The 22,778-nt window shown below is 67.6% G+C and carries 22 protein-coding genes; 8 read left to right on the forward strand and 14 right to left on the reverse strand.

The genetic code is table 11. The features are described 5' to 3' along the window. The first annotated feature begins 14 nt into the window (after positions 1-14). The gene (locus OIE47_RS12210) at positions 15-497 is read left to right on the forward strand and encodes an NUDIX hydrolase (RefSeq protein WP_326561613.1); all 483 of its coding nucleotides are present in this window, start codon (positions 15-17) and stop codon (positions 495-497) included. A gap of 51 nt (positions 498-548) precedes the next feature. Here the strand turns inward: OIE47_RS12210 and OIE47_RS12215 are convergent, their stop codons facing one another. From OIE47_RS12215 to OIE47_RS12245, 7 genes are all read right to left on the reverse strand, one after another. Beyond that, entirely contained in the window at positions 549-3,077 is a 2,529-nt protein-coding gene (locus tag OIE47_RS12215; RefSeq protein ID WP_326561614.1) for an alkaline phosphatase D family protein, read from the reverse strand. A 461-nt stretch (positions 3,078-3,538) separates the two neighbouring features. Then, positions 3,539-4,306 (reverse strand): hypothetical protein, encoded by a 768-nt coding sequence (locus OIE47_RS12220; protein ID WP_326561615.1) that lies wholly within the window; start codon positions 4,304-4,306, stop codon positions 3,539-3,541. 74 nt (positions 4,307-4,380) lie between these two features. Beyond that, on the reverse strand, positions 4,381-5,268 hold the full coding sequence (locus OIE47_RS12225; RefSeq protein ID WP_326561616.1) for a hypothetical protein: 888 nt from the start codon (positions 5,266-5,268) through the stop codon (positions 4,381-4,383). 550 nt (positions 5,269-5,818) lie between these two features. Then, positions 5,819-6,055 (reverse strand): winged helix-turn-helix domain-containing protein, encoded by a 237-nt coding sequence (locus OIE47_RS12230; protein WP_326561617.1) that lies wholly within the window; start codon positions 6,053-6,055, stop codon positions 5,819-5,821. Positions 6,056-6,071: 16 nt separating this feature from the next. Continuing rightward, positions 6,072-6,293, reverse strand: a complete 222-nt coding sequence (locus OIE47_RS12235; RefSeq protein ID WP_326561618.1) for a winged helix-turn-helix domain-containing protein — start codon at positions 6,291-6,293, stop codon at positions 6,072-6,074. Positions 6,294-6,405: 112 nt separating this feature from the next. Then, positions 6,406-6,624, reverse strand: a complete 219-nt coding sequence (locus tag OIE47_RS12240; protein ID WP_326561619.1) for a winged helix-turn-helix domain-containing protein — start codon at positions 6,622-6,624, stop codon at positions 6,406-6,408. A gap of 90 nt (positions 6,625-6,714) precedes the next feature. Beyond that, the gene (locus OIE47_RS12245; RefSeq protein WP_326561620.1) at positions 6,715-6,960 is read right to left on the reverse strand and encodes a winged helix-turn-helix domain-containing protein; all 246 of its coding nucleotides are present in this window, start codon (positions 6,958-6,960) and stop codon (positions 6,715-6,717) included. A gap of 307 nt (positions 6,961-7,267) precedes the next feature. Here OIE47_RS12245 and OIE47_RS12250 point away from each other — a divergent pair, with 307 nt between their 5' ends. From OIE47_RS12250 to OIE47_RS12260, 3 genes are read left to right on the forward strand one after another with little or no spacing between them, the layout of a single operon-like run. Then, entirely contained in the window at positions 7,268-7,660 is a 393-nt protein-coding gene (locus tag OIE47_RS12250; protein ID WP_326561621.1) for a DivIVA domain-containing protein, read from the forward strand. Then, positions 7,657-7,920, forward strand: a complete 264-nt coding sequence (locus tag OIE47_RS12255) for a hypothetical protein (protein ID WP_326561622.1) — start codon at positions 7,657-7,659, stop codon at positions 7,918-7,920. Before OIE47_RS12250 ends, OIE47_RS12255 begins: the two co-directional genes overlap by 4 nt. Continuing rightward, positions 7,917-9,872 (forward strand): hypothetical protein, encoded by a 1,956-nt coding sequence (locus OIE47_RS12260; RefSeq protein WP_326561623.1) that lies wholly within the window; start codon positions 7,917-7,919, stop codon positions 9,870-9,872. The genes OIE47_RS12255 and OIE47_RS12260 overlap by 4 nt, the downstream gene beginning before the upstream one ends. A gap of 7 nt (positions 9,873-9,879) precedes the next feature. On the opposite strand, the gene OIE47_RS12265 is transcribed toward OIE47_RS12260, so the two are convergent. The 4 genes from OIE47_RS12265 to OIE47_RS12280 form a co-directional block, all read right to left on the reverse strand. Next, positions 9,880-10,716: a GNAT family N-acetyltransferase gene (locus tag OIE47_RS12265; protein ID WP_326561624.1), complete on the reverse strand. Its 837-nt coding sequence runs from the start codon at positions 10,714-10,716 to the stop codon at positions 9,880-9,882. 144 nt (positions 10,717-10,860) lie between these two features. Next, a complete protein-coding gene (locus tag OIE47_RS12270) occupies positions 10,861-12,366 on the reverse strand; it encodes a hypothetical protein (RefSeq protein WP_326561625.1) in 1,506 nt (501 codons plus the stop codon). Between the two features lie 155 nt (positions 12,367-12,521). Next, complete coding sequence (locus tag OIE47_RS12275; protein ID WP_326561626.1) at positions 12,522-14,078, reverse strand: RICIN domain-containing protein; 1,557 nt, start codon at positions 14,076-14,078, stop codon at positions 12,522-12,524. Positions 14,079-14,286: 208 nt separating this feature from the next. Further along, entirely contained in the window at positions 14,287-15,330 is a 1,044-nt protein-coding gene (locus OIE47_RS12280) for a YeiH family protein (RefSeq protein ID WP_326561627.1), read from the reverse strand. A gap of 97 nt (positions 15,331-15,427) precedes the next feature. On the opposite strand from OIE47_RS12280, the gene OIE47_RS12285 reads away from it, so the two are divergent. The 3 genes from OIE47_RS12285 (at position 15,428) to OIE47_RS12295 (ending at position 18,092) form a co-directional block, all read left to right on the forward strand. After that, positions 15,428-16,357, forward strand: a complete 930-nt coding sequence (locus OIE47_RS12285; RefSeq protein WP_326561628.1) for a LysR family transcriptional regulator — start codon at positions 15,428-15,430, stop codon at positions 16,355-16,357. Positions 16,358-16,505: 148 nt separating this feature from the next. Beyond that, positions 16,506-17,039 (forward strand): cysteine dioxygenase family protein, encoded by a 534-nt coding sequence (locus OIE47_RS12290; protein ID WP_326561629.1) that lies wholly within the window; start codon positions 16,506-16,508, stop codon positions 17,037-17,039. 111 nt (positions 17,040-17,150) lie between these two features. Beyond that, entirely contained in the window at positions 17,151-18,092 is a 942-nt protein-coding gene (locus tag OIE47_RS12295; protein WP_326561630.1) for a LysR family transcriptional regulator, read from the forward strand. 31 nt (positions 18,093-18,123) lie between these two features. Here OIE47_RS12295 and OIE47_RS12300 read toward each other — a convergent pair whose 3' ends face one another. From OIE47_RS12300 to OIE47_RS12310, 3 genes are read right to left on the reverse strand one after another with little or no spacing between them, the layout of a single operon-like run. After that, positions 18,124-19,389, reverse strand: a complete 1,266-nt coding sequence (locus OIE47_RS12300) for a glycosyltransferase (protein ID WP_326561631.1) — start codon at positions 19,387-19,389, stop codon at positions 18,124-18,126. 8 nt (positions 19,390-19,397) lie between these two features. After that, positions 19,398-20,015 (reverse strand): tetratricopeptide repeat protein, encoded by a 618-nt coding sequence (locus tag OIE47_RS12305; RefSeq protein ID WP_326561632.1) that lies wholly within the window; start codon positions 20,013-20,015, stop codon positions 19,398-19,400. Further along, the gene (locus OIE47_RS12310) at positions 20,012-20,416 is read right to left on the reverse strand and encodes a hypothetical protein (RefSeq protein ID WP_326561633.1); all 405 of its coding nucleotides are present in this window, start codon (positions 20,414-20,416) and stop codon (positions 20,012-20,014) included. Before OIE47_RS12310 ends, OIE47_RS12305 begins: the two co-directional genes overlap by 4 nt. On the opposite strand from OIE47_RS12310, the gene OIE47_RS12315 reads away from it, so the two are divergent. Then, on the forward strand, positions 20,402-22,330 hold the full coding sequence (locus OIE47_RS12315; protein ID WP_326561634.1) for a hypothetical protein: 1,929 nt from the start codon (positions 20,402-20,404) through the stop codon (positions 22,328-22,330). The genes OIE47_RS12310 and OIE47_RS12315 overlap by 15 nt on opposite strands. Positions 22,331-22,778: the final 448 nt, after the last annotated feature.

Genomic DNA, 22,778 nt, shown 5'->3' on the forward strand with positions numbered 1-22,778 from the left:
GGTAGCTTCCGCTGGTGACGACGCTTCCAGGCGACTACACCGCCGCACTGCCGCGCAAACGCATGGCCTCGGCCGTGCTGCTACGTGATCGGGAGGACAGGATCCTGCTGGTCGAGCCGACGTACAAGGACTACTGGGAGTTTCCCGGAGGCTTGGTCGAGGACGACGAGCCGCCGTACCGGGCTGCGGTTCGGGAGGTGGCCGAGGAGTTGGGGCTGTCGGTCGCACCGGGGCGGCTGCTGGTGGTCGACTGGGTTCCGCCGCAGGATGGCCTTGCCGATGGGGTCATGTTCGTCTTCGACGGCGGCCTGCTCGACCCGGTACGTGCGGCGGAGATCAGGCTTCCCGCCGACGAACTCCGCAGTTGGGCCTGGTCGACGCCGGAGGAGGCGGAACAACGCCTGTCTTCCCTGCTCGCCCGCCGGGCAACCGCCGCACTGCTCGCCCTGACCCAGGGAGCAACCCTCTACCTGGAAGACGGGAACCGAGTCACCTGACGGTCGCGCGGGCGGTCGGTTGACCCGACCGCCCGCGCGAGCAGAACCAGCTCAGAGCCGGCCGAGCACCGCGAACGGGTCGGCGTCGGTCCCGCTGTCGACGGCGGCGATCCGCCGGCGCAGGGTGTACGTCTCGCCCGGTGCGAGGGTCACCTGACGCTGGCTCATCACCCAGTTGTACGCGGCATACGCCCCGAACCCGCCCTCGTCGTAGAGCAGCCCGTACGTCTGCCGGTCGGTCCCGGTCATGCCGATCCAGGGTGCCGTCGGCGGGTAGTCGGCGGGGTCGCTGGCCTCGATGGTCCCGTGCCCCGCGATGCCGCTGCGCTGACCGGCACCATCGTGGTCGAGCGCGTCACCGGCCCAGAACGTGCTCGGTGTCGTGCCCCGGTTGGTGAAGGTGCTCTCGGCCGCCACCCACGGCTCGTTCGGCCGGATCGTGTACGTCGTGACCACCGAAAGATTGGCCACGGTGGTGCTCGCCCCGGTCGCCCGTACGGTCGCGGCCGGGCCGCTCGCCGACAGCACCTCGATCGAGTCGGTCCGTACGGTCCGCTGCTGCCAGGCGTTGCCGCCGCGCGGCTGCGCAGGTGAGGCGTACGGCAGGTTGATCCAGTCGAGCTGGTCCAGCCGGCCGACCATCGCCATGTCGAGTGGCTTGCCGACCGCGACCGGGGTCAACTGCGAGTCGTCCGTACCGGCGGAGACGGCCAACGCCACCAGGTCGTTGCTGAGCACGATGTCGGAGGTGGTGGCGGACGCCTGCGGGCCGGGCACCGTACGCCCGGTTCCGGCACGGGTGGCCGCGCGGTCGAGCCGCAGGTCGAGCTTGGCCGGCGTACCCTCGACGACCGTGACCGGGCGACTCGCCGGCTCGTAGCCGACCCCGTTGACCGCGACGGTGTAGTTGCCGGGCGGCGCGAAGGCCAGCACCTCGCCGGACGGGTCGGTGGTGCTCGCCACCAGGCGGCTCCCGTCCTCACGGGTCACGATCACCTCGACGTTCGGCAGGGCCTTCCCGGTCGCCGCGTCGGTGACCTGCCCGACGATCCCGTCCCCGGCGTCGACCCGCTGCGCCCCGGGCTTGCCGTCACGGACCGCGAAAGCCGCGATCGTGTACGCCGGAGAGGCAGCATCCCGCGCGTCGAGCACAATCCGCAGGTCGGCCCGCCAGCGCTTCTCGTTGACGTCGCAGATGACGTAGCCCCGGTAACTTCCGTTGTAGAACTTGACGTGCGGGTTCGCCGCCAGACCCGCCCGTACGTCCGGGTCCCAGCTCGCCCCCGACGAGATCGACGTGCCGACGAACTCGCTGGCGACGACCATGGCGCGCGGGTCGTCAAAGTCGGTTTTCAGGTCGTTGACCCAGTGGGTGTGCCAGTCACCGCCGAGCACGATCGGGTTGCCGATCTGGTGCTTCACGATGTGGTTCAGGATCCGGTTCCGGGCCAGCGGGTACCCGTCCCACTGGTCCAGGTTGACGATTTTCGTCGGGCCGAGGTCATAGTCGAACTGGGCCATGATGGTCTGCTGGGCGATGACGTTCCACTGGGCGTCGGACGTGCGCAGCCCGTTGAGCAGCCAACGTTCCTGGTCGGGGCCGGTCATCGTCCGCGCTGGGTCGAAGACCTCACCGGTCGGTTCCTTGCGCCCGTCACCGAGCGCCTGGTCCGATCGGTACTGCCGGGTGTCGAGCACACTGAACTGGGCCAGCTTGCCAAAATCGAACCGGCGGTACATCAGCATGTCGGCGCCGTCCGGCTTGTGCATGGGCCGCAGCGGCAGGTGCTCGTAGTACGCCTGGTAGCCGTTGGCCCGGCGCTCCAGGAACGGCCGCCCGTCACCGGCGTTCGGCGGGATGTCCCCGGCGTAGTTGTTCTGCACCTCGTGGTCGTCCCAGGTCATGATGAACGGGAACCGGGCGTGCGCGGCGCGCAGGTCGGGCGAGGTCTTGTAGAGGGCGTGCAGCCGACGGAACTCGGTCAAACTGCCGTTGGTGGTCTCGTAGATGTAGTCGCCGAGGTGCACGACAAAATCCAGCTCCTGGGCGGCCATGTCGCGGTAGGCCGGGTAGGGGCCACCCACCCACGACTGGCAGGACGCGAAGGCAAACCGCATGTGTTCGACGTTCGCGCCGGGCCGGGGGAACGTCCGGGTACGACCGGTGCGGCTGTAGACCCCGTTGGCCTTGAACCGGTACCAGTACCACCGGTCGGGCGCCAGGTCAGAAACCAGAATGTGTACGGAGTGCGCCGACGCCGGGTCTGTCATCCGCCGACCCGACTGCACCACTCGCCGGAACTCCGGATCGGTCGCGACCTCGAAGTTCACCGCCACCGGCTCCGCCGGCATCCCACCGTCCACGGTGTTGAGCGGGTCCGCCACGAGCCTCGTCCAGAGCACCACACTCTGGTCGTCGGGCTCACCCGACGCGACCCCGAGGGTGAACGGCACCGGGTCCAGCTCGTCCGCGTACGCCGGGGGAAGTTGCGCGATCAGTTGGCTCACGGCGACCGCGCCTGCGGTCCCTCCGGCCAGGGTCAGGAAATGTCGACGGCTGATCGGGAAGGCATCCGACACGGGGCACACCTGCTTCGGGTAGGCACAGAGTTGTGCCAGACACCCTGTTCACCCCGCCTGCCCACCACCTGAAGCCAACATGAAGCCCGGCCGTACGCCAGGAGTCAAGATCGCCGTACGCCCATAAGGCCGAGAAGCTGGATCGGCGAGATGGTCGGTTAGCGACGACGCCACCTAACGACAGCCTGCCGTCGTCTACCTCAACGGAAATCGGTCGGAAGGGTGGTCGTGGATCGATGCCTGCAGACGGGTCGCGAGGGCTTCCGCAGAGATGGTGCAGCGCAGCCTTCCCCTCGGTGGGGTTCACGTCCTGCGCGCGCCCGTGTCGGGCGCACGGCACCCTGCGTAGTCTCTAGGCATTGACGCCGGCGCACGGAGGACCTCCGACGTACCAAACTTCGACTACGTCCGCAGGAGGCTTGACGTTGCCTGTGAACTCAACGCCTCAATATCGCCTCCGATCAAATTGACGATAATAGCCGCTCTTCCACGAATTTAACACCAAGAGGAGAGAGCGTGACGGTACCAGAATTCGCTACATACTCAATCATGCGCGCAGCATGCAATCGTTTCAATACTCGCTTATAGTTATAAAGATTTTGTTGTTCCAAATCCTTTGCCAATCGCAGGTCACTAAGCGAAGCCACCGAGGCATACAGCAGCAGCAAGGTGCCGTCCGCGAGACTCATCCTGGAATCGAGAATTCGACGTACCTGACCAACCTCCCAGATAAGCGGCAGAGTTCGCTCGACGAGGGCCTCAACCACCGCCGTCGCCGTCACGAGGTCAGTTCCATGGAATAAGCGAACAAACTCGGCCATCACCCACTGGGCAGCATGTAGAACAAATTCGGCGTCCATATGGTTGGCATTGACGTCACCGCCGACATGCCCAACCCCACGATTGTTTCGAAAATCGTACAGGGCAACCAATACACGCGGCACGGTTACCCGAGCTGACTTGCTGTAGGTTGCGGGGTTGATCTGTCCCAACAGCGTGCATGCCCGCTCGAAGTTATTCGGCTTTGATGCCCGAGCCGCAAAGTTGTCACCATCCAGGTAGCCAGCTAGCACTGTATAAGCTACCTCGGAAAACCGCCCGCCATCCAGTTCGGCCGCCTCCCACCGCCCTTCACGGTAGTTGCGCGAGATTTTGGAGAACTCCTGAAGCAACTCAGCCCGCAAGCCGGAGGGAAGACGCGCGAGAGCGGTATCCGGATCGAGTATCATTCCTTCAGCCCTTCTCTATCAGTCAGCCCGGCTCGACAACATGATTGGCAACCTCCGCACCATATCCGGTATGTCTAGCTAAGCGACGACAAATATGCTTCACCGGGCGGCGTGATCCGAATTGACCGATCGGTGGTTGAACGATTTGCGTAGCCATTCTTTCGCAGGCCGCGGAAGTGTCCGTTTATATCGCCTGATTCAATTCCATCGCCGACGTGGTCGGTCAACCACACGATTTCTCTGTTCGACAAGCTCTTAACTCCGAGATCCTTCGCGAGTTTCAATGCCCACAGCAACTTATCGCGCTTTAGCTTTACCTCATGGTAATTAGGGACACCTTCGATCGAATTCGGGATATCATCAATCTCAGCAAACGTGTCGGGCGTAGTTGCACTACGAGTCTTCTTGACTCCGCCGCGAGGCTTTGTGCCTGCACCGCGCTTGGGCCGAATTGCCCCGAAGCCGGTCTCGAGAACTTTCTCAGCACGAGCTGTGAGAAAAAGTTCGCCCTTTGCTTCAGCCTCACCTATCCATCCAGACCGAATGGCGCTAACCAAATCTCTGGCCAGATTCCCCGGCACCGCCTCACGTGCCCGACGGAACAGCGGCTTGATGGCATCAAGCGTAAAGGTTTCTACCTGATCTGCCTGGAGGAGATACGCGGCGAGCGCCACGATCTTCTCAGCATTTGTCTTAGCTTCACTCGCTTCTAGCGCCTCTCTCAAATCGGCGATGTTGTTTCGTTGAAAGTTGCTACGAACCTGTTCGGGCACCTCGACAGGAGGTGTCACCCTATGGACCGCGTCGGTAGCAATTGCTGACACCGACGGCATACCCGCCGTCACCTCGGGATCGGCAGGACCGTTTAGCAAGGCGACGATACGAGCCGCCTGGGCAATTGTGATTTCGTCGTCGTAGGAAAGACGCCCAGACAACTTCAACTGAACCTTCTCGCCATTCATCGGCGAAGTGTACCAAGATCACACCGACTACCAGTCGTTCGATTGCTTCAGCACCTCGACGGCAGGCGATCATCGCCAAATCGTCGGAGGCGCACGAAGAAAAATTTCACAGACTCACAGAGCAACGTGCCGAATTGCGCCCAATATTGCAGATGATACAGCGCGACAGTCGCACACCCGTTCGACAAGTCACGGAACGGGTGACAGCGAACGGGAGCGGAAACGCTCGACAGACCCGTTCTTTGCCTGCAGCTAGTAGATGAGAAAATCAGTCAATTCGCGGAGGAATTCGACATTGATAGCCTGACACGACTGCCCACCCAGTCTTTTATACGACAGAACCCACTGCACTCTCGGCGCACCCTCAAGCAGTCGATACCACGATGTAGGTATTCAAAGCTACAAAAATCACATAAAAGCGACAGATTGGACCCATCCCCCCTGCGCCCGTGTCGTGCGCCAACTCTTAAACGACCCCGCCTAATGGCTTGACACAACTCCGGGCTGGCCCACCCAGAAGGCCCCTGAGCACTGCCTGGGCCGACGACAGCTACCTTCGTGCAACTCTGCCATGTCCCACGACGAAGACACCCTTGCCCTGATGCCCTTCAAGAAGGCCTTCGACCTGCAGAATCAGCAGAGCTGAACGTACGGGCTCGGCGGACACGCCATACCGCACGATCAGCTCCCGGAGCGGCGGGAGCTTAGCACCGGGTGCATACTCGCCTGAGGCGATCCGCTCACGGATGTCCTGGGCGATGCGATGGCGGTCGGGAACTCGGGCCATGTCGGCGGATCAACTATCAGGTGCACTGGTCGATGACGTAGACACCTCGGCCTTGCTGCCCGTAGACGAGGCCCTGTGCCTTGAGCTGGATCATGACGAAGCGGATCACGGTCTCGCTGACCTCGTATCGCTCCATGAGTTGCTTGGTGCTAGGCAGCCGGTCGCCGGGCTTCAGCACGCCGTAGGTGATCTGCTCGGCGATGTCGTTAGAGATCCGTTGGTAGAGAGATGTAGGCATAGGTCGCTCCCTCGATCGGCAGCGTCAGCATTGTGCAGGAGGACGACCTACCTTAGGGACAGCGTCCGACAATCTCTGCGCCGACGTAGTGACGGTGGCGCCTCTGGGACGCCTACTTGCGGTCAGCGACGTACACCCCAACGCCTTCGAGGGTCTCGGTGAGGCCGGTAGCGCGCAGGAGCATCATCGCCTTGCCGACCACGGTGTCCGAAACGCCGTACTGCTTGCAGAGCTGAGACCGGCTAGGCAGCCTCGTCCCCGCTGACCACTCGCCTGATTCGATCTTCGCCCGCAGTTCGTCGGCGACCACCTGGTACTGCTGCCTGGGCATACACACTCCCCGGGTAGAGACACCTATGCCACGTCGGCCGTAGCACCGGGCTTCGATCCCCGATCGCGCACAAGGGACGGACAGAGCCCGCTACTTCTTCTCGGCAACGAAGACGCCTACGCCGTGAGCGCTCTCGACCAGGCCCTCCGTACGCAGCGCGTGCATCGCGTACCGGACCACGCCGTCACCGACGTTGTGCTCCGCCTTGAGCTGGGCGGTCGACGGCAACTGGTCGCCAGGCTTCAGCACTCCAGTCCTGATCTGTTCGCGGATGTGATCAGCGAGCTTTTCCCACTTCGTTGCAGGCACGGGCACTCCTCGGTCTCCACCAAACATGAGATCACGAGGGACTTGAGGCAGCAAGTTCCAGGTACAGCGAACTAGTTCCCTTGACCTAAGCGAACTAGTTCGCTTAAGTTCCCTGATGCGAGGTCTCCCCGGTCTCCAACCTTTGGTCACCTCGCACGGTCGGGACGGCCGGTCTGTCCGCTTTGGCTGCCCGTCCCGGCCCCTCTACCAGCGACTTTGTCGGCGTACGGCGACCCGAGGGGCGTACGGCGGCAGAGGCGGGGATGGTCTGTCCGTGCTCAGCACGCGGGCGGGCCATCCCCGGTCACCTCGTACCCGAAAGGCAGGTCTGCCCGTGCGTACGTTCCTCCGTCGCCTCTTCGCGTCCCGCTCCCGCCCACCGACCCCGACCGCCGCCACCCCCACCACCAGCACCCCACCCACACCCCGCCCCGACACCGGCCCGTTCCACCGGAACTCCCGCACCTCCACCTACCGCAGCACCGCCCAACTTCCCCTCCGCCCGTGGCACGTACGCAACCAGCGCTTCCACCCCACCCGCCTCGGCCGGCGGGGACTCGACCCCGACGAGGTGAACGTCTTCCTCAACCGGGTGGCCGATGACCTGCAACGGGTCTACGCCGAGCTGGCCGCGAGCCGGGACGAGAACGTACGCATCAAGACCGCACTGCGGCAGTGGCAGTCGACGCAGGCGCCGCGTCCCCGCGACCTGGCGAGGCACCGGTGAGCGGCAACCGCCGGCAGTTCACCATCCACCTGCCGATCCGGGCCGCGAACCCGCAGACCGCGGCCGTCATCGCCCGCACGATCGGGCACACGATCGCGGCGGCGTTCCGCGCGCTCGACACCCGCGACATCACGCTCAGCTCACCCGACGAGCCTGAGGTCGTACACCGGGTGTTCTGCGGTCGGGCTCTGACCACCGGGCGGCGCTGCGTGCTGCGGAGCGACCATTCCGGCGACTGCAACCCCCGGATCGCCCGATGACCGGACCACCAGCCCCGGTCGAGTGCCCGGACTGCGCTGGCACCACGTTTCTCCTGGTCGACTGCCGGTGCACCCGAGGCGGCAACCGTCTCCTGGTCGACACCACCAACCCCACAACCCACGAGGCGTACGTCGACTGCCTGCTCTGCCACGGCATCGGTACGGTCGCGGTCCCCTGCCACGACTGCCGGCAACTCGGCATCCGCCGCCCCCAGGTTGTGCTGACCGTCGTCAACCTCGACACCGGTGCGGTCGCCTCCGCGAGCGTGGTGCCCGGCAGCATCGAGCCGGGCTTCGACCGCGACGGTCATCCCGCACTCGACCTGGCCCCGCTCGTCCTGGACCTCGCCGCCCACGTCGGAGTCGCCTCCGTCCACGACCTGACCACCCCCGACCGGCCGTTCGAGGAGCTGACCGTCCTGCTCCCGAACGCGTGGCGACCCGACCTGCCCGCCGAGCAACGGCACAGCCTCGAAGCCACCGCGCTGGCCCGCCACTCCGGGGACCCGTGGCTCGTCCACCTCGGCCGCAGCACCCCGGCCCCGCCACCGCCCACCGTCCAGGAACGACTGGCGAACTTGGCGACTTTCGCCAGCCAGCTCTGCCTGGACCTGGTCATCGAGGCCCGCCGCCAACGGTCAGGCGACCTGACCTGGACAATCCGCTACGACGCCCCGGCCGCGCCCGTACCCGCCGAGCAGCATCGTCGGTTCGACAGTCTCACCGCCGCCCTCGATTCGACCGCCGTCGCCGACGCCCTGCACGGGCTGCACGAACGTGCCCTGACCGCGCCGGCCTACCTGGTGGTGCCGAACGGTCCGCCACAGCCGCCCACCACCCTCGACCTGGACGTGGACCGGCTCGAACAACGGATCCGCACCGACTCTGTCGACGTTTGCACGGGCAACCCGCTGCTCGGGGCGCAGGCGATCTGGCGGGACGGCCGCTGGTGGCACACCGGGCTGCGGCAGGCCGGGAGCTGGGAGACGTACACCGCTTCGGACACCGGCCAGATCGTGCGTCGCCGGCACATGCGGGCCGAGCGTGTCTGCGAGCCGCCGGATCCGAGCTGGCAGGGCGCAGCAATCCCGAGCCTCGACTGCACCGAGTGCACCGGCTCGCAGTCACCGTTGCCGGGCTGCCGCACCTGTCGGGGTAGCCGCCGGCTCTATCTCGGCGCGGTTGTCACGATCACCGACCTCGACAACCGCGTCCTGCACCTCAACTGGCTCGCCGACCCCGAGCGGCCGGTGCCCGCGCCGCCGGTCGCCCTGCAACCCGACGGCACGCCGGTGGTCGCCCTCCCCAGTCACTACCGGCTCGCGCACTGGGCCAACATCCTCGGCGTACGACCGGAGCACCTGACCGAGCTTGACACCGGGGTCCCCGTCGACCTGGGCAGCCGGGACGGGCTCATTCCGCTGCTCCACCCCGACGACGACCCGCTCACCCGGCACATTGCCACCCTCACCGCCGGCCGCCCCGCCGCCCGCCTCCTCGTACGCACCAGCCTCCCGGCCGCGCCCCCGCTGCCTGAGCTGATCCGACTCGTCCACGGGCTGCACCTCGCCCTGGCGGTGACCGTCGAGATGAACCAGCCCCAGCCCGACACCTCACTCCGCGAGTACGCCGAAGCGTGGCAGGTCGACGTGCTCCGGCCCGACCAGGTCGAGCACTTCACACCCCAGCGCCCGTTTCATCCGAGTGTGGAGTCGGCGGTTGCCACCTGTTGGGCGTACCTCGGAATGTCGATCTGTGCGGCCGTGCCCACCGACCCACGCCGGGCAATCCCGGAGCCGCAATCCCCGGCGCTGGCGGCCGGAACCGGCGACGACCCGGAGGAGAGCATTCGCCAGCTCGGTCGTCGCCATCCCGGGCAACCGGTCGCCGCGCTCCTCACACCCACCGGGTGTCACATCCACCTGTGGTTACCCGACGGCAGCGGCACCTGAAAGCCGGTCAGCCTGCGGTGGTGTTGCCTTCGGGGCGCCAGATCCAGCTCTGGTTGTCGTACATCGGGGTGAGCCCCGAGCGGATCATGTTGTTCAGCGACGGGTTCGACTCGCCCTCGGCCGGCTTGCCGGTGTCGCTGAACAGCCAACGGACACCCGCCTCGGCGGCGGCCTGCGCCCTGGCCGTCAGCAGAGCCGACTGTGCGCCACGGTTGCGGTGACTTTCCCGGGTCGCCCCATTGTGCAGCGAGGCGAACTCCCCGTACAGGAAGAGGCCGGCACCGGCGACCATCGTGTCCCCGTCCCAGGCCGCGAACGTGAGGAAGTCCGGGCGCCCGACGGCGGCGACGAGCGACGAGTTGAACTGCTCGGGCAGGCCGAAGACCTCTTCGAGCATGCTCGCCCACTCCTCGGCGTCCTCCACCCCGACCCGACCCACCCGCAGGTCGGTGGTGCCGGGCTTGAAGTCGTCCACGTCGCCGACGAGCTTCACCGTGGCGTCCCCAGCGGTCAGCCCGTACGCGGCGCGGATGTCGTCCCAGTCCGGGGGCAGGACCTCCGGGGCGAGCTGGATCTGGGCCGACGGGCTGCCGTGCTCCCGGTGGAAGTCGACAACCTCGCCGATCAGTTTCGCGCTGACGGGTTCGGTGAAACCGAGGCCGATCGTCTTGTTCCAGCCACCGTCGGTGGGGTCGTTCCGCATCGCCAGCGCGGCACCGCCGCCGATCCGGGCGCCGGTGAGACCGAGTTCGGTCCGGCCGCGCTCGGACATGATCTCGACGTACTGGAAGTTCAGCTCGGCGGTGATGAACTCGGTGGTCCTGGTCAGGTTCTCTGACGGCACGGGGCATCCCAATGAATATTCGCGGATTCGCGAGGCTTTCGCGGAGACGCCGCAATTCAACCGGCCGGTCCCGGTTACGGGTAGCCCCGGCGGATGATTGTGATGTGGATCGCCGGACAAACGGGCAGTTCAGTCACGTCGGGGTTAGCAGCCCGAGGGGCGGCTCACCGTACCCGACTTGGAGATCCGGGTGCCGGTGATCATGTCCCCGTTGACCCAGACCTCCAGTTCCCAACCCGCCGTGGGCGACGTCAGCTCGTGGTCCAGGCCGTAGTACTTCGGCACGGTCCCGGAGAAGCTGGTCGAGCCGTCCCCGCTGATCGGATAGCCGTAGATGGTGCCGTTCTGGTGGTCGACGCCCCCGTGCGGGTCGTACCCGACCGACGCGTTGTGCAACGTCCCCGAGATGGAGAAGCCCCAGCTCCCGCCGCCCCGACACTCGGTGCTCACGGAGGCGGTCAGGTACGGCGTGGCCGCCGGCTTGGGCTGTGGGGCCGGTGCCCCCACGGGCTCGTTCCCCCTGGCCGGGGTCGTCGGGGCGGTGGTTCCGGGCCGAGCCGTCGTAGGCCGTACGGCAGTCGGGCTGACCGGGGGTCGGGTGGAGGTGGCCGTGGCCGGGGTTGGCGTGACGGTCGACGCGGGCGCGTTCGGGGCGGGATCGGGCGTGCCGTCCTGCACCGGTACGTCGACGCCCTCCTCCTCCCCCGGCTCGTCGTCCAGGGCGTACGGGTCCTCGACGCCGGGCTGGTAGCCGTCGTCGGGTGCGGGACGGAGGTACCGCAGCACCCCACCGACGCCGATCAGCAGGAGGATCAGCACCAACGCCCCGGAGAGCACCCGTGCCGCCCAGCCGGTCCGGTACATGATCGGCGGGATCAGCCAGCGCAGTCCCGCCGGCCTCGGCACGTCGACCGCCGGGTCCCGCCGATGTACGCCCGTCCACCGGTAACGCTCCTGGAGAGCGGTCGCGGCAGCCAGCGGCCGTGACGCGGGCTGCGCTGTCGGCCACCCGTCCCCGGCGTCGCCACTCTTCTCCCCTGCCGGCTCGTCCGTCGGCTCGTCGGTCGGTGGCTCTGTCGGCCGCTCGTCCGTCGACACCTCCGCGGGCACATCCGCCCGCAGTTCCCCAGAGGGTTCCCCCTCTGCCGATGGCACGGGTTCACCGGCTGCCGATGGCACGAGTGGGGTGGGAGCGGCGTCGGCAGTGCGCTCCTCCGCAACCACGGTCCCCGGCTTCGCCACCGAGGAAAGCTCCTCCGCAACCACGGGCTTGTCCGCAGACGCCGGAGGCTCTGCCGCCGGCAAGGACTCGGGTTGGTCGGCTGGGGGCTGCTCGGTTCGGGCGGCGATGCTCTTGCGGATCGCCACCCACTGCTCGACCACCGCCTCGGAACCGCCGCAGGCGCGTACGAACGCGCGCAGCAGTTCCTCCCGAGGAAGGGTGCCCCGGCCGAGTACGGCCGCGAGGGTGCTGTGCGGGAGCACGTCCCCGGCCGTCTGGGCCCGGCCCTGCAACTGCCGGTACGTGAAGCCCGACCATTGGCGTAACGCGCGCATCGCCCTGACGAACGTCGCCGCGGATGCCGTCGCCTCCGGTGGCCCCGGCAGGGCGTCACCTTCTTCGCGCGCACCACTGTCGTGCGTCGACACGATTACCTCACCCCCGTGATGGTCCCGATCACCTGCCGTTCGTACGGTCAGAGAGCGGGTTCGATGCCACGCAACAGTTCACCCTGCCCGGTCATCGCTGTAAAGGACCGATCGGCCGACGCCGCCCGACTGGAACGATGGCAATGCCTGCAGTTTCACCGCGCCTCGATGGCAAAAACCTGGTGTTTACCGCCGTCGCAGCGGGTCTGGATCAGTTGCACTCCCACGTCGCCACTGCCCCGGTAGACCCCGATGCAATAGCTGCTGCCGGCGACGGAACGTATCCGGTGACCGGCCGACGGGGTGCTGACCGGTTCCAGGGTGAACTGCTGGTCCTTCCGGCTCGCGCCGCAGTTGGCCCCGGCGAGCAGCACCTCGCTGCCGGTCCCTCCCTCGTCCACTGTGGCGCATCCGATGCCGTTCGTCGGATGGTCGAGTTTGATCCGGTAGACGCTGCCGCTGACCCGTTCGAGAATCGTCGGCGGTCCCGCCGATCCGCAGCTCTGCTGCCCGAGCACGGTCCGCCCGGACGACTTGTACAGCTCTGGCCCTTCACCGACGCAGAGGCCGGTGTGCGCCGGACGGATCCGGTAGACACCGGCGAACGTACCCGGATTGCCGTTGGCCGGGGCTGGCGCGGCGGCCGTGGTGGGGGCGGGTTTCGGGGTGGTGGGCTTCGGGGTGGGCGGTTTGGCCGGTGGCTGGGCCGGTGCGCTACCGGGGGCCGGGGTCGGGGTGGGTCCCGTGGTCGGGGCCGGGGGCGTGACTCCACCGGCGCCGTCGTCGAGGGCGTCACCGGTCTCGGCGGGCTCGTCGCCCTCGGGTGCCTCGGCCAGGGTCGACGGGATCGCACCGGGGTCGTCGCCGCCTACCTCGCGGATGATCCGTACGGTGACCGCCGCGGCGACGAACACGAGGACGACCACGATCCCGGCGGAGAGGACGCGGGTCGCCCAACCCGTCCGGTACATGATCGGCGGCACCAGCCAGCGCAGCCCGGCCGGGCGCGGCACGTCGACGGCGGGGTCGTACCGGTGGGTGCCGACCCACTCGTCCTTCTTCCGCCGGGCGACCGTCGACGCCAACGTCCCCGAGGCGAACGACGGAACGGCCGGTTCGGCGCCGGCCCGGTCCGGGGTCGACTCCTGCTCCGTCGCGTCCCCCGGTGGAGGCCCGTCGTCCGCCGCCGGCTCCTCCTCGGGTACGACCACAGCCGCCCCAACCTCCACCGGCCTCTCAGCCGGCGCAACCTCAACCGGCCTCTCAGCCGGCGCAACCTCAACCGGCCCAACCACAGCCGGTTCCACCTCGGCGGGCTCGGCGACGGCGGTGAGGGGCGGCGGTTCGTCCGTACCCGAATCGGGGGTCGCCTCGACCGCGGCGGGCACGGGCAGACCTGCGGCGATCCGCTTCCGTACGGTGAGCCAGCCGGCGGCGGTCGCCTCGTCCTGGCCGCAGGCGCGGACGAAGCCGGTCACCAGGTCCTCGCGTGGCAACGTGTTCCGGCTCAGTGCGGCGGCGATCGTGCTGTGCGGCAGCAACTCGTCGACGGCCGCCGCCCGGCGCTGGAGCTGCCGGTAGGTCAGGCCCGACCACTCCTTCAACGCGCGCATCGCGTTGACGAACTCACCCGGAGAGGTGGCGCCGTACGGATCCGGAGCCCGCATCACGTCGCTCGCCGGGTTCACCTCCCGACTGTCAATCCCCCGCATAACCGCCTCTTTTCCCCGTACCTGCCGGCTGTTTGCCTCCGCACAGGTTAGGGTCGCCGCTCCATTGTGGCTACCCGAGTCGGTCAAGGGCATTGCTCGATCACGCAAGACCACGATCACGGAGCCGGTGCGGAATAGGCCGGGGACAAACGATTCCCGTACTCGCGGGAGCAGTTATTGAAACGCACTCTTCTCGTTCGGAGAAGCGTCAGGGGGTCGCGACGACCAGCAGCCCGCCGAGCGACGTGGCCGCCAGGACAACCGTGCCGACCGCTCCCGTCGCCAGGGCCCGTCCACTGCTCCGGGTGACCGTACGCAGGTCGACCGAGGTTCCGACGGCGAACATCGCGGCGGCCAGGAGCAGTCCGGCGCCCGTCGACACCGAGGAGACCACCTGGTGCGGCAGCAGGCCGGTGGAGCGCAGTGCCATCGCCGCCAGGAACCCGACCACGAACCAGGGCAGGACGGGTGGCCCGGAACGCTGCCCGTCCACCGTCGCCGTCGCGGTACGGCGGCCGATGGCGACCAGCGCCACCAGCGGTGCGAGCAGTACGACGCGGCAGAGTTTCACCACGACGGCGGTGGCGAGGGCGGCCGCTCCGATCGCACCGCCGACCGCCACGACCTGGCCGACCTCGTGGATGCTGGCACCGGCCCAGAGGCCGATCATCGTGTCGTCCAGGCCGAACAGCAGTCCCAGGGCGGGGATGAGCAGCATGCAGAGCGTGCCCAGGACGGTGACCACCCCGATGGCGGTGACCACGTCCTCCTCCTCGCCGTCGGCGACCTCGTTCATGCCGAGCACCGCGGACGCACCACAGATCGAAACACCCGTGGCGACCAGGAGCGACGTGGCGGGACGCAGCCCGAGTCGGCGCCCGACCCACCGGGTGGTGAGCCAGGCCGCCGCGACGCTGACCACCACCACGCCGATCGGCCCGAACCCGAGGTCGACGATGTCGGAGGCGACGAGTTGCAGGCCGAGCAGGACGATTCCCGCCCGCAGCAGCCCCTTGGCGGCGAAGGTCAGTCCGGGGCGCATCCACTCCCGGTAGCCGCCGAGGCTGCGTACGAGGACGCCGAGCAGGATCGCCACGATCATCGGGCTGACCGGGGTGGCGAGCTGGTTGACGCCGTACCCGATCGAAGCGACGGCGGCGGCGAGGGCGAGACCGGGCAGGATGGCGGTGGGTCCGGGCGGGGTCGGGGCTGGTGCCCGCCCGCTGACTCGTACCCGTTCCGCTACCGCCACCCTGTCACCCCCCGATACCGGTCCCACCGGCCCAGCCTGCGCCGACAGCTCGGCCGGCAGTAGTCCTCGATCACGAACGACGTCATAGCCTGGGGCTATGAGTGGTCTTCCGGATCTCGAAACCCTGCGACTCCTGGTCGACGTGGCCGAACTCGGCAGCATCGGTCAGGCGGCGCGGGCGGCCGGCATCGCCCAGCCGTCGGCGACGAAGCGGCTCGCCGCCCTGGAGCGTTGGGCCGGAGTGCCGCTGCTGCTGCGCACCCACCGGGGTTCACCGCTCACCGACGACGGCAGGGTTGTCGTCGGCTGGGCCGTACGGCTGCTCGGTGCGGCGGACGAGTTCCAGCACAGCCTGGTCGCACTGCGTGAGGCGCGGGCCGCCCAACTCCGGGTCGCCGCGAGCATGACGGTCGCCGAGGCGTTGCTGCCCCGGTGGCTGCACCACCTGCGGTTGACGTACCCGGACATCCGGGTCGGGCTGACGGTGATCAACTCGACCGAGGTGGCCCGGTTGGTCCTCGCCGACGAGGGGATCGACGTCGGTTTCGTCGAGGGACCGACGGTGCCGGAGGGGCTCGACAGCCTGATCGTCGGGCACGACCAGTTGATCGTGGTGGTAGCGCCGGGGCACCCGTGGGCGCGACGGCGCCGGCCGCTGGAGCCGGCCGAGCTGGCCGGCACCCGGTTGGTGGTCCGCGAGGTCGGTTCCGGCACCCGGGAGACCCTGGAACTGGCGCTGGCCGACCTCGACCCGCTACCGCCCGAACTGGCCCTCGGTTCCAACGCCGCGGTCAAGGGCGCCGCCATGGCCGGTACCGCCCCGGCGGTGCTCAGCCGGAACGCGGTGGAGATGGAACTGTCCGCGAAACTCCTGGTCGAAGTGCCGGTACGGGACCTTCGGCTGGCCCGTACCCTGCGGGCGGTCTGGCCGCGCGGACGGCGACTCACCGGCTCGGCCACGGCGCTGCTCCAGGCGATCGACCGGGCCGCCCGGACGCCACCGCCCGAGCATCGTCCCGCCGGGTGACCGGGCCGGGCGCGACCGGCTCCCGGCCCGACCCATAAGCCAGGCTTTGACCCGGCCAAGAAATCGCGATTGGTACGCCGACCGCCCGGTCCGCACACTGACCCTTGGGTGTCCGAGTCATCGCAGCTCGGGCCGGAAGGGGGCGAAGATGTCAGCGGAGCAGCTCGGCAACCTGGTCGACAGCGTGCGGGCCGCCGCCAACCGGGTCTGTCCACCGGAGGAGACCGCCGCCCTGGTCAGCGCCGCCCTCCAAGCCCACCTGCCGACCCGGGACATCCTCACCCCGGAGCAGTTGGCCGGCGACCCGGACGGCTACGTGCAGCACGTGTTGCACGTCGAGCCGGACGGTCTCTTCTCCATCGTCGCCCTCGTCTGGCGCCCCGGACAGGTCACCCCGATCCACGACCACCTCTGTTGGTGCGTGGTCGGCGTGGTCGACGGGGTCGAGTCCGAGGTCCGGTACGAGGTCACCGAGCGTGAGGGGGACGTGTTCCTGTCCCGGGCGGAGGTGACCGAGAACCCGACCGGGAGCGTCTGCGGCATCGCCCCACCCGGAGACATCCACGAGGTACGCAACGCCGGCACCGCCACCGCCGTCTCGATCCACATCTACGGCGCGGACATCTCCCGCGTCGGCAGCAGCATCCGCCGCCGCTACCACCTCCCGGTCCTGGTCGGTTAGCCGTTCCCTGACGGATCGGGCGTCCCGTTTCGACCGGTGACGGCGTCGCGGCCGTCACAGCCCGTGTTCGGACCAACGGGAAGGTCGATAAGCAGTGGTTATGCTTCCGCCGTGATCGACCTGCGCCAGCTTGTGATGTTCCGCCAGGTGGTGGAGAGCGGCTCGTTCTCCGCCGCCGCCCGCGCCATGCACTGCACCCAGCCGGCGGTGAGTCAGCAGATCAAGGCGCTGGAGCGTACGGTCGGCGGGCCGCTGTTCGCCCGGGTCGGGCGTACCCTGCGGTTGACCGAGGCGGGCACCACGCTGGCCCGGCACGCCGTCGACATCCTCGACAACATGGCCGTCGCCCAGCAGCAGGTCAGGGCGGTCGCCACCCTCGAAACCGGGACCGTACGGGTCTGCGCCTTCCCGAGCGCCAACGCGACCCTGGTGCCGTACGCAGCCGCCGCGCTCAAGGAACGCCACCCGCAGGTACGGCTGGAGCTGCTGGAGGCCGAGCCACCCGAGTCGTACCAGGTCCTCCGGCGGGCCGAGTGTGACGTGGTGGTCGCCTTCACGTACGAGTCCGACGTGACCCGGCCGGCGGAGAACGGCCCGGCCGAGGCCGGGATGCTGGAGGTGCCGTTGCTGGTCGACTCCCTCGTCCTGCTGGTGCCGACCGGGCACCGGCTCGCCGGGCGGCGGTCCGTGCAGCTCTCCGACCTGGCCGAGGAGACCTGGATCGCCGGCTGTCCCCGGTGCCGGAGCAGCTTCGTCGACGCCTGTGCCGGGAGCGGGTTCACGCCCAGCATCGCCTGCGCCACCGACGACAATCTGGCGTTGCAGGGCCTGGTCGCGGCGGGTCTCGGGGTCGCCCTGCTGCCGAGTCTGGTGCTCGCCTTCCTCCAGCACCCCGAGGTCGTGGCCGTACGGGTCGAGCCGGTGCTGCGACGTACGGTCTCGGCGTACACCTGGCCGGACCTGGCGAGGACGAGCGCGATCACCGCGATGCTGGAGTCGCTGCGTTCCGCCGCCGACTCGATCGGCCCGACCGCCTTCGCAACCTCCCCGTAGGGCAGTCCGTCGCCACGAACCCGCCCGATGGTCAGATGTTCAGCAGGCCACCGTTGCGGAGGTTGTCGTCCTTGATCGCGATGAGATTCGCGGAGACGTACGGAATGTTGTGCTTCTGGTGCCACTCACTCGGGAAGTACGTGACCAACCGCGACGCCTGGAATCGGCATTTTATTTCGGGCACGAACCGGGAATAGTTGGCGTCCGTGAAATACCAGAACGAGTTCTCGTTGTAGAACGCCACATGGGTCGGATCCTGGTAGGCACCCCGACCGTCGGTGCTGGGCGTCAGCGACAACAGCATCCCGTTCGGCGCGAGCAGGCGGTACAACTCGTTGAACAGTGCGATCTTGTCCGGGACGTGTTCCAGGAAGTCCGCGGCCCGGATGACTCCGACGCTGTTGTCCGGAAGATCGACACCCTTCGTCACATCGCAGACCATGTCGACACCCGACCCGTCATGGTAGTCCAGACCGAGATACCCTTCCGGCTTGTTGTGGGCCGCACCCAGGTCGAGCGCCAGAAGCCCCTGCCGCCGCGACCAGGTCAGCGCATTCTGTTGAATGTTCCGGTCATAGATCTCCACCGTACGCTGCTGGATGCGGGCGTTGACATCCGGAATGCGCTGCGTGTTCTTGGCATGCATGCGCTGCAGGTACAGGCATTTCTGAATGTGGTGGAACTCGCTCACCTGGTAGATCCGAGCCATGAGGTCGGCGTCGTCCGCGACGTCGAACGACTCGTTGTATCCGCCGACCTTCTCGTAGATGTCCCGCCGGAAGGCCCGCACGTGGTTCGGCGCGTACCAGATGTAGCTCACATTGTGCGGCGTCGGCGGCAACGCCCGGCAGACCAGCACCTCACGGCCGTCCACCTTCTCGTCGTAGTGCCGCCAGCCGAACGAGGTCGCGAAACGGTCTTCGCACCGACTGCCGTCCTCCTGGATCTGCGCGGTGTCGCTGTAGACGAACCCGACCTCCGGGTTGGAGTCGAAGGCGTCGACGATCTCCTGCAGACAGTCGCTGCTGAGCAGGTCGTCGTCGTCGAGCTCGACCAGGATGTCCCCGGCGGCCTCGGCGCAGGCGTACGCCTTCACGGCGCCGACGCCGTTGAGGTTGTCCTGGACGATGAGCCGGATCCGGTCGTCGTGGCTCTCGGGCCGCCAACGGGACCCCTGGTTGAGCACGACCACCCATTCCCAGTCGGTGAAGGTCTGCGCGACCAGCGATCGGAAACATTCGTCGATGAAACGGGTACGGTTGCTCCCCGTGAAAACCGTTACGCGCGGCGTACGCATTGAGCCGGTCACCTGTCCGCCGGGGACGGAGAGGTCGAGGCGCGGTACTTCGCCGGCACGGCTGAGGCGAGCCCCTTGTCGAGTCGGACCGCCGTGTTGAAGGCGTCGCGCGCTTCCGCCTCGTCGCCGGCCTGGGACAGCAGTATGCCCAGTCGGAGGTAGGCGGTTGACGACTTGTCGTCGATCGACACAACCTTGCGGTAAATGTCCATCGACGCCTTCGGGTCCTTGCCTTCCAGCGCAATGGCCTTGTTGTAAAGGGCCGGCTTGTAGTTGGCGTCGGTCTCCAACGCCTTGTCGTAGTTGGTGACCGCCTCGTCGGCCTGGTTACGCGACTGGGCGATGAAACCCAGGTTGAACCAGGCAAACTTGTTGTTGGTCTCGGCTGCCAGCACCTTCTCGAAGGTGCCCTTCGCCTCGTCGAATTTACCGGCCTGGCCCTGCTCGACTCCGAGATTCAGCAGGTCCGCCGCAGCGGCTCCGGTATCGGTGCCGCCATTCGCCTTGTCACTGCTGCTGGAACTGCTCGCCTGCGGCTTCTCAGCAGGCTCGTCGCTGCATGCCGCGACTCCGGTCAGCAGGACCGCACCACAGGCGAGTGACCCGAATATCTGACGCATGCTCATTTCTCCTCCTTGACGATAACGGGGCGCTCCGGCTTGCTGGTCGGCCGGCTGGGCTTAGTACTGTTGGCCTTCGCCCGGCCGGACGTGTTGGCCGGAGCCCTCAACGCCAGCGGTGCGGCGAGCGAGATGCAGGACACCCAGATGTCGGCACCTCCGCCGGTGAAGGTGAACTGGTAGCCACTGGTCGAGAGCGGCTGGATCAGCACCGGGTTGACGCCCGCACCTGCGAGCTGATAGCCGGTCCCGACGGCAATGTCTCCGGCCTGGCACCCGAAATCAACGGGGGTGTCAGCAATAACAGTCAGCGGGCCCTGAATGTAGGCGGCATCAATTCCGTTGCCGGAAACTCCCTGCGGTCCCTGCGCGCCCGTGTCGCCCTGCGGTCCTTGTACGCCCTGCAAACCCAGCGCACCCTGGGCGCCCTGGGGACCTTGAGCACCGGTGTCGCCCTGGAAGCCCTGAGCACCTTGGATTCCCTGGGGTCCTATGTCGCCCTGAGCGCCCACGTCGCCCTGGGTGCCCTGGAATCCTTGAGCACCCACGTCGCCCTGGGCACCCTGGGCACCCTGGGCACCCTGGAAACCTTGAGCACCTTGAACGCCCGCGTCGCCTTGGGTGCCCTGAAGACCTTGAGTACCCTGCACCCCTTGAACGCCCTGGGCACCCACGTCGCCCTGAGCACCCTGAACCCCCTGGGCGCCCACGTCGCCTTGAGGACCCTGTACTCCTTGAGGACCTTGAACTCCCGCATCGCCCTGGAAACCCTGGGCGCCTTGAACGCCCTGAAAACCTTGGGCGCCCTGCGGACCTTGAGCACCCTGAGCACCCACGGCGCCTTGAGCACCCACATCGCCCTGGGGGCCTTGAGCTCCCACGGCGCCCTGAGCACCCACATCACCCTGGGGGCCCTGAACACCCGCGACGCCCTGAGGACCTTGAACCCCCGCATCGCCCTGGAAACCCTGAACACCCTGCGGACCTTGAGCACCCACGGCGCCCTGAGCACCCTGAGCACCGACGGCGCCCTGAGCACCCACATCACCCTGGGGGCCCTGAACACCCGCGACGCCCTGAGGACCTTGAACCCCCGCATCGCCCTGGAAACCCTGAACGCCCTGCGGACCTTGAGCACCCACGGCGCCCTGAGCACCCTGAGCACCCTGAGCACCGACGGCGCCCTGAGCACCCACATCACCCTGGGCGCCCTGAACACCCGCAGCGCCCTGAGGACCCTGAACCCCCGCATCGCCCTGGAAACCCTGAACGCCCTGCGGACCTTGAGCACCCACGGCGCCCTGAGCACCTTGAGCACCGACGGCGCCCTGGGCGCCTACGTCGCCCTGAGGACCCTGAGCACCTACGTCACCCTGGACCCCCTGGGGACCTTGAACACCCGCACCGCCCTGGGCACCCTGGAAACCCTGAGCGCCCTGCACGCCTACGGCGCCCTGAGGACCCTGAACGCCCGTACCGCCCTGGGCACCTTGAATCCCCTGGGGACCTTGAACACCCGCACCGCCCTGCGTGCCTTGGAAACCCTGAGCCCCCTGGACGCCCACATCGCCCTGCGTACCCTGAGCACCCACGGCGCCCTGAGCGCCTTGAACGCCCACGTCCCCCTGGGCACCTTGAACCCCCTGGGGACCTTGAACACCCGCACCGCCTTGCGCGCCCTGGAAACCCTGAGCACCCTGAGCACCCTGAGCACCTGGAACGCCCTGGGCGCCCACATCGCCCTGGGGACCTTGAGCACCCACGTCCCCCTGCGGACCTTGAACGCCCGCACTGCCCTGGGGACCCTGGAAACCTTGAGCGCCCTGAACACCTTGAGCCCCCTGGGCACCCACGTCACCCTGGGCTCCTTGAACACCCTGGGCTCCTTGAACACCCTGAGGACCTTGAACACCCGCACCGCCCTGGGCACCCTGAAGACCTTGAGCGCCCTGGGCACCCACGTCACCCTGGGCACCTTGAACACCCTGAGGACCTTGAACACCCGCACCGCCCTGCGCGCCCTGCAGACCTTGAGCGCCCTGCAGACCTTGAGCGCCCGGAACACCTTGAGCGCCCTGGGCGCCCACATCGCCCCGAACGCCCTGAGGACCATGAACGCCCATATCGCCTTGGAAACCTTGGAAACCTTGAGCACCTTGAACGCCCTGGGGGCCCTGAGTGCCCTTGGAGTCATGCGGGTATTTGCCCCCGTCGTGCCCACCCCAGGGGCCCTGCCAGCCCTGCGGGCCGTAGTCAGGTCCACCGCCGTCGTCGCGGACAGTCGCCCAGGACATCGGCCATCCGCCGTACTGGCCGAATGAACCGGGCGTACCGATGTGCACGTCCTGCGCAGACGATTTCGCTTCCACCGGTTCCGCTGCGACTGCGGGCCCACCGGTCATCCCGACTGCCAGCAGGACAGAACTCAGCCCTGAAGCGGCATGGCCATGCTTCGGCCCTCGCCGCAGCCGTCGCTTGTTGCTCATGACCCCTCCAGAGAGTCGCCCCAGATACACGCAGAGCTACTTGCCGGTGACATAACGTCACCTGGCAGGCGATTTGCAGCGTATCTGAACGATTCGTCGAACGAGAGAGGTTTTAGGACCAGCTAGGCGGATTACGACCAAAGTGGATTTTCTTCGCGATCAGCCGGATCCCACCCCCGACCGCAGCACGATCCCCAGGCACAGCGCCCAGCACCTCGTGCCCAACCGGGACCCGCACCAAGCGCACCCGCGTAGCCACCGAAACTCGGCGCGATCTTGCAGT

The organism is Micromonospora sp. NBC_01796, assembly GCF_035917455.1.
Classification (GTDB): Bacteria; Actinomycetota; Actinomycetes; order Mycobacteriales; family Micromonosporaceae; genus Micromonospora_G.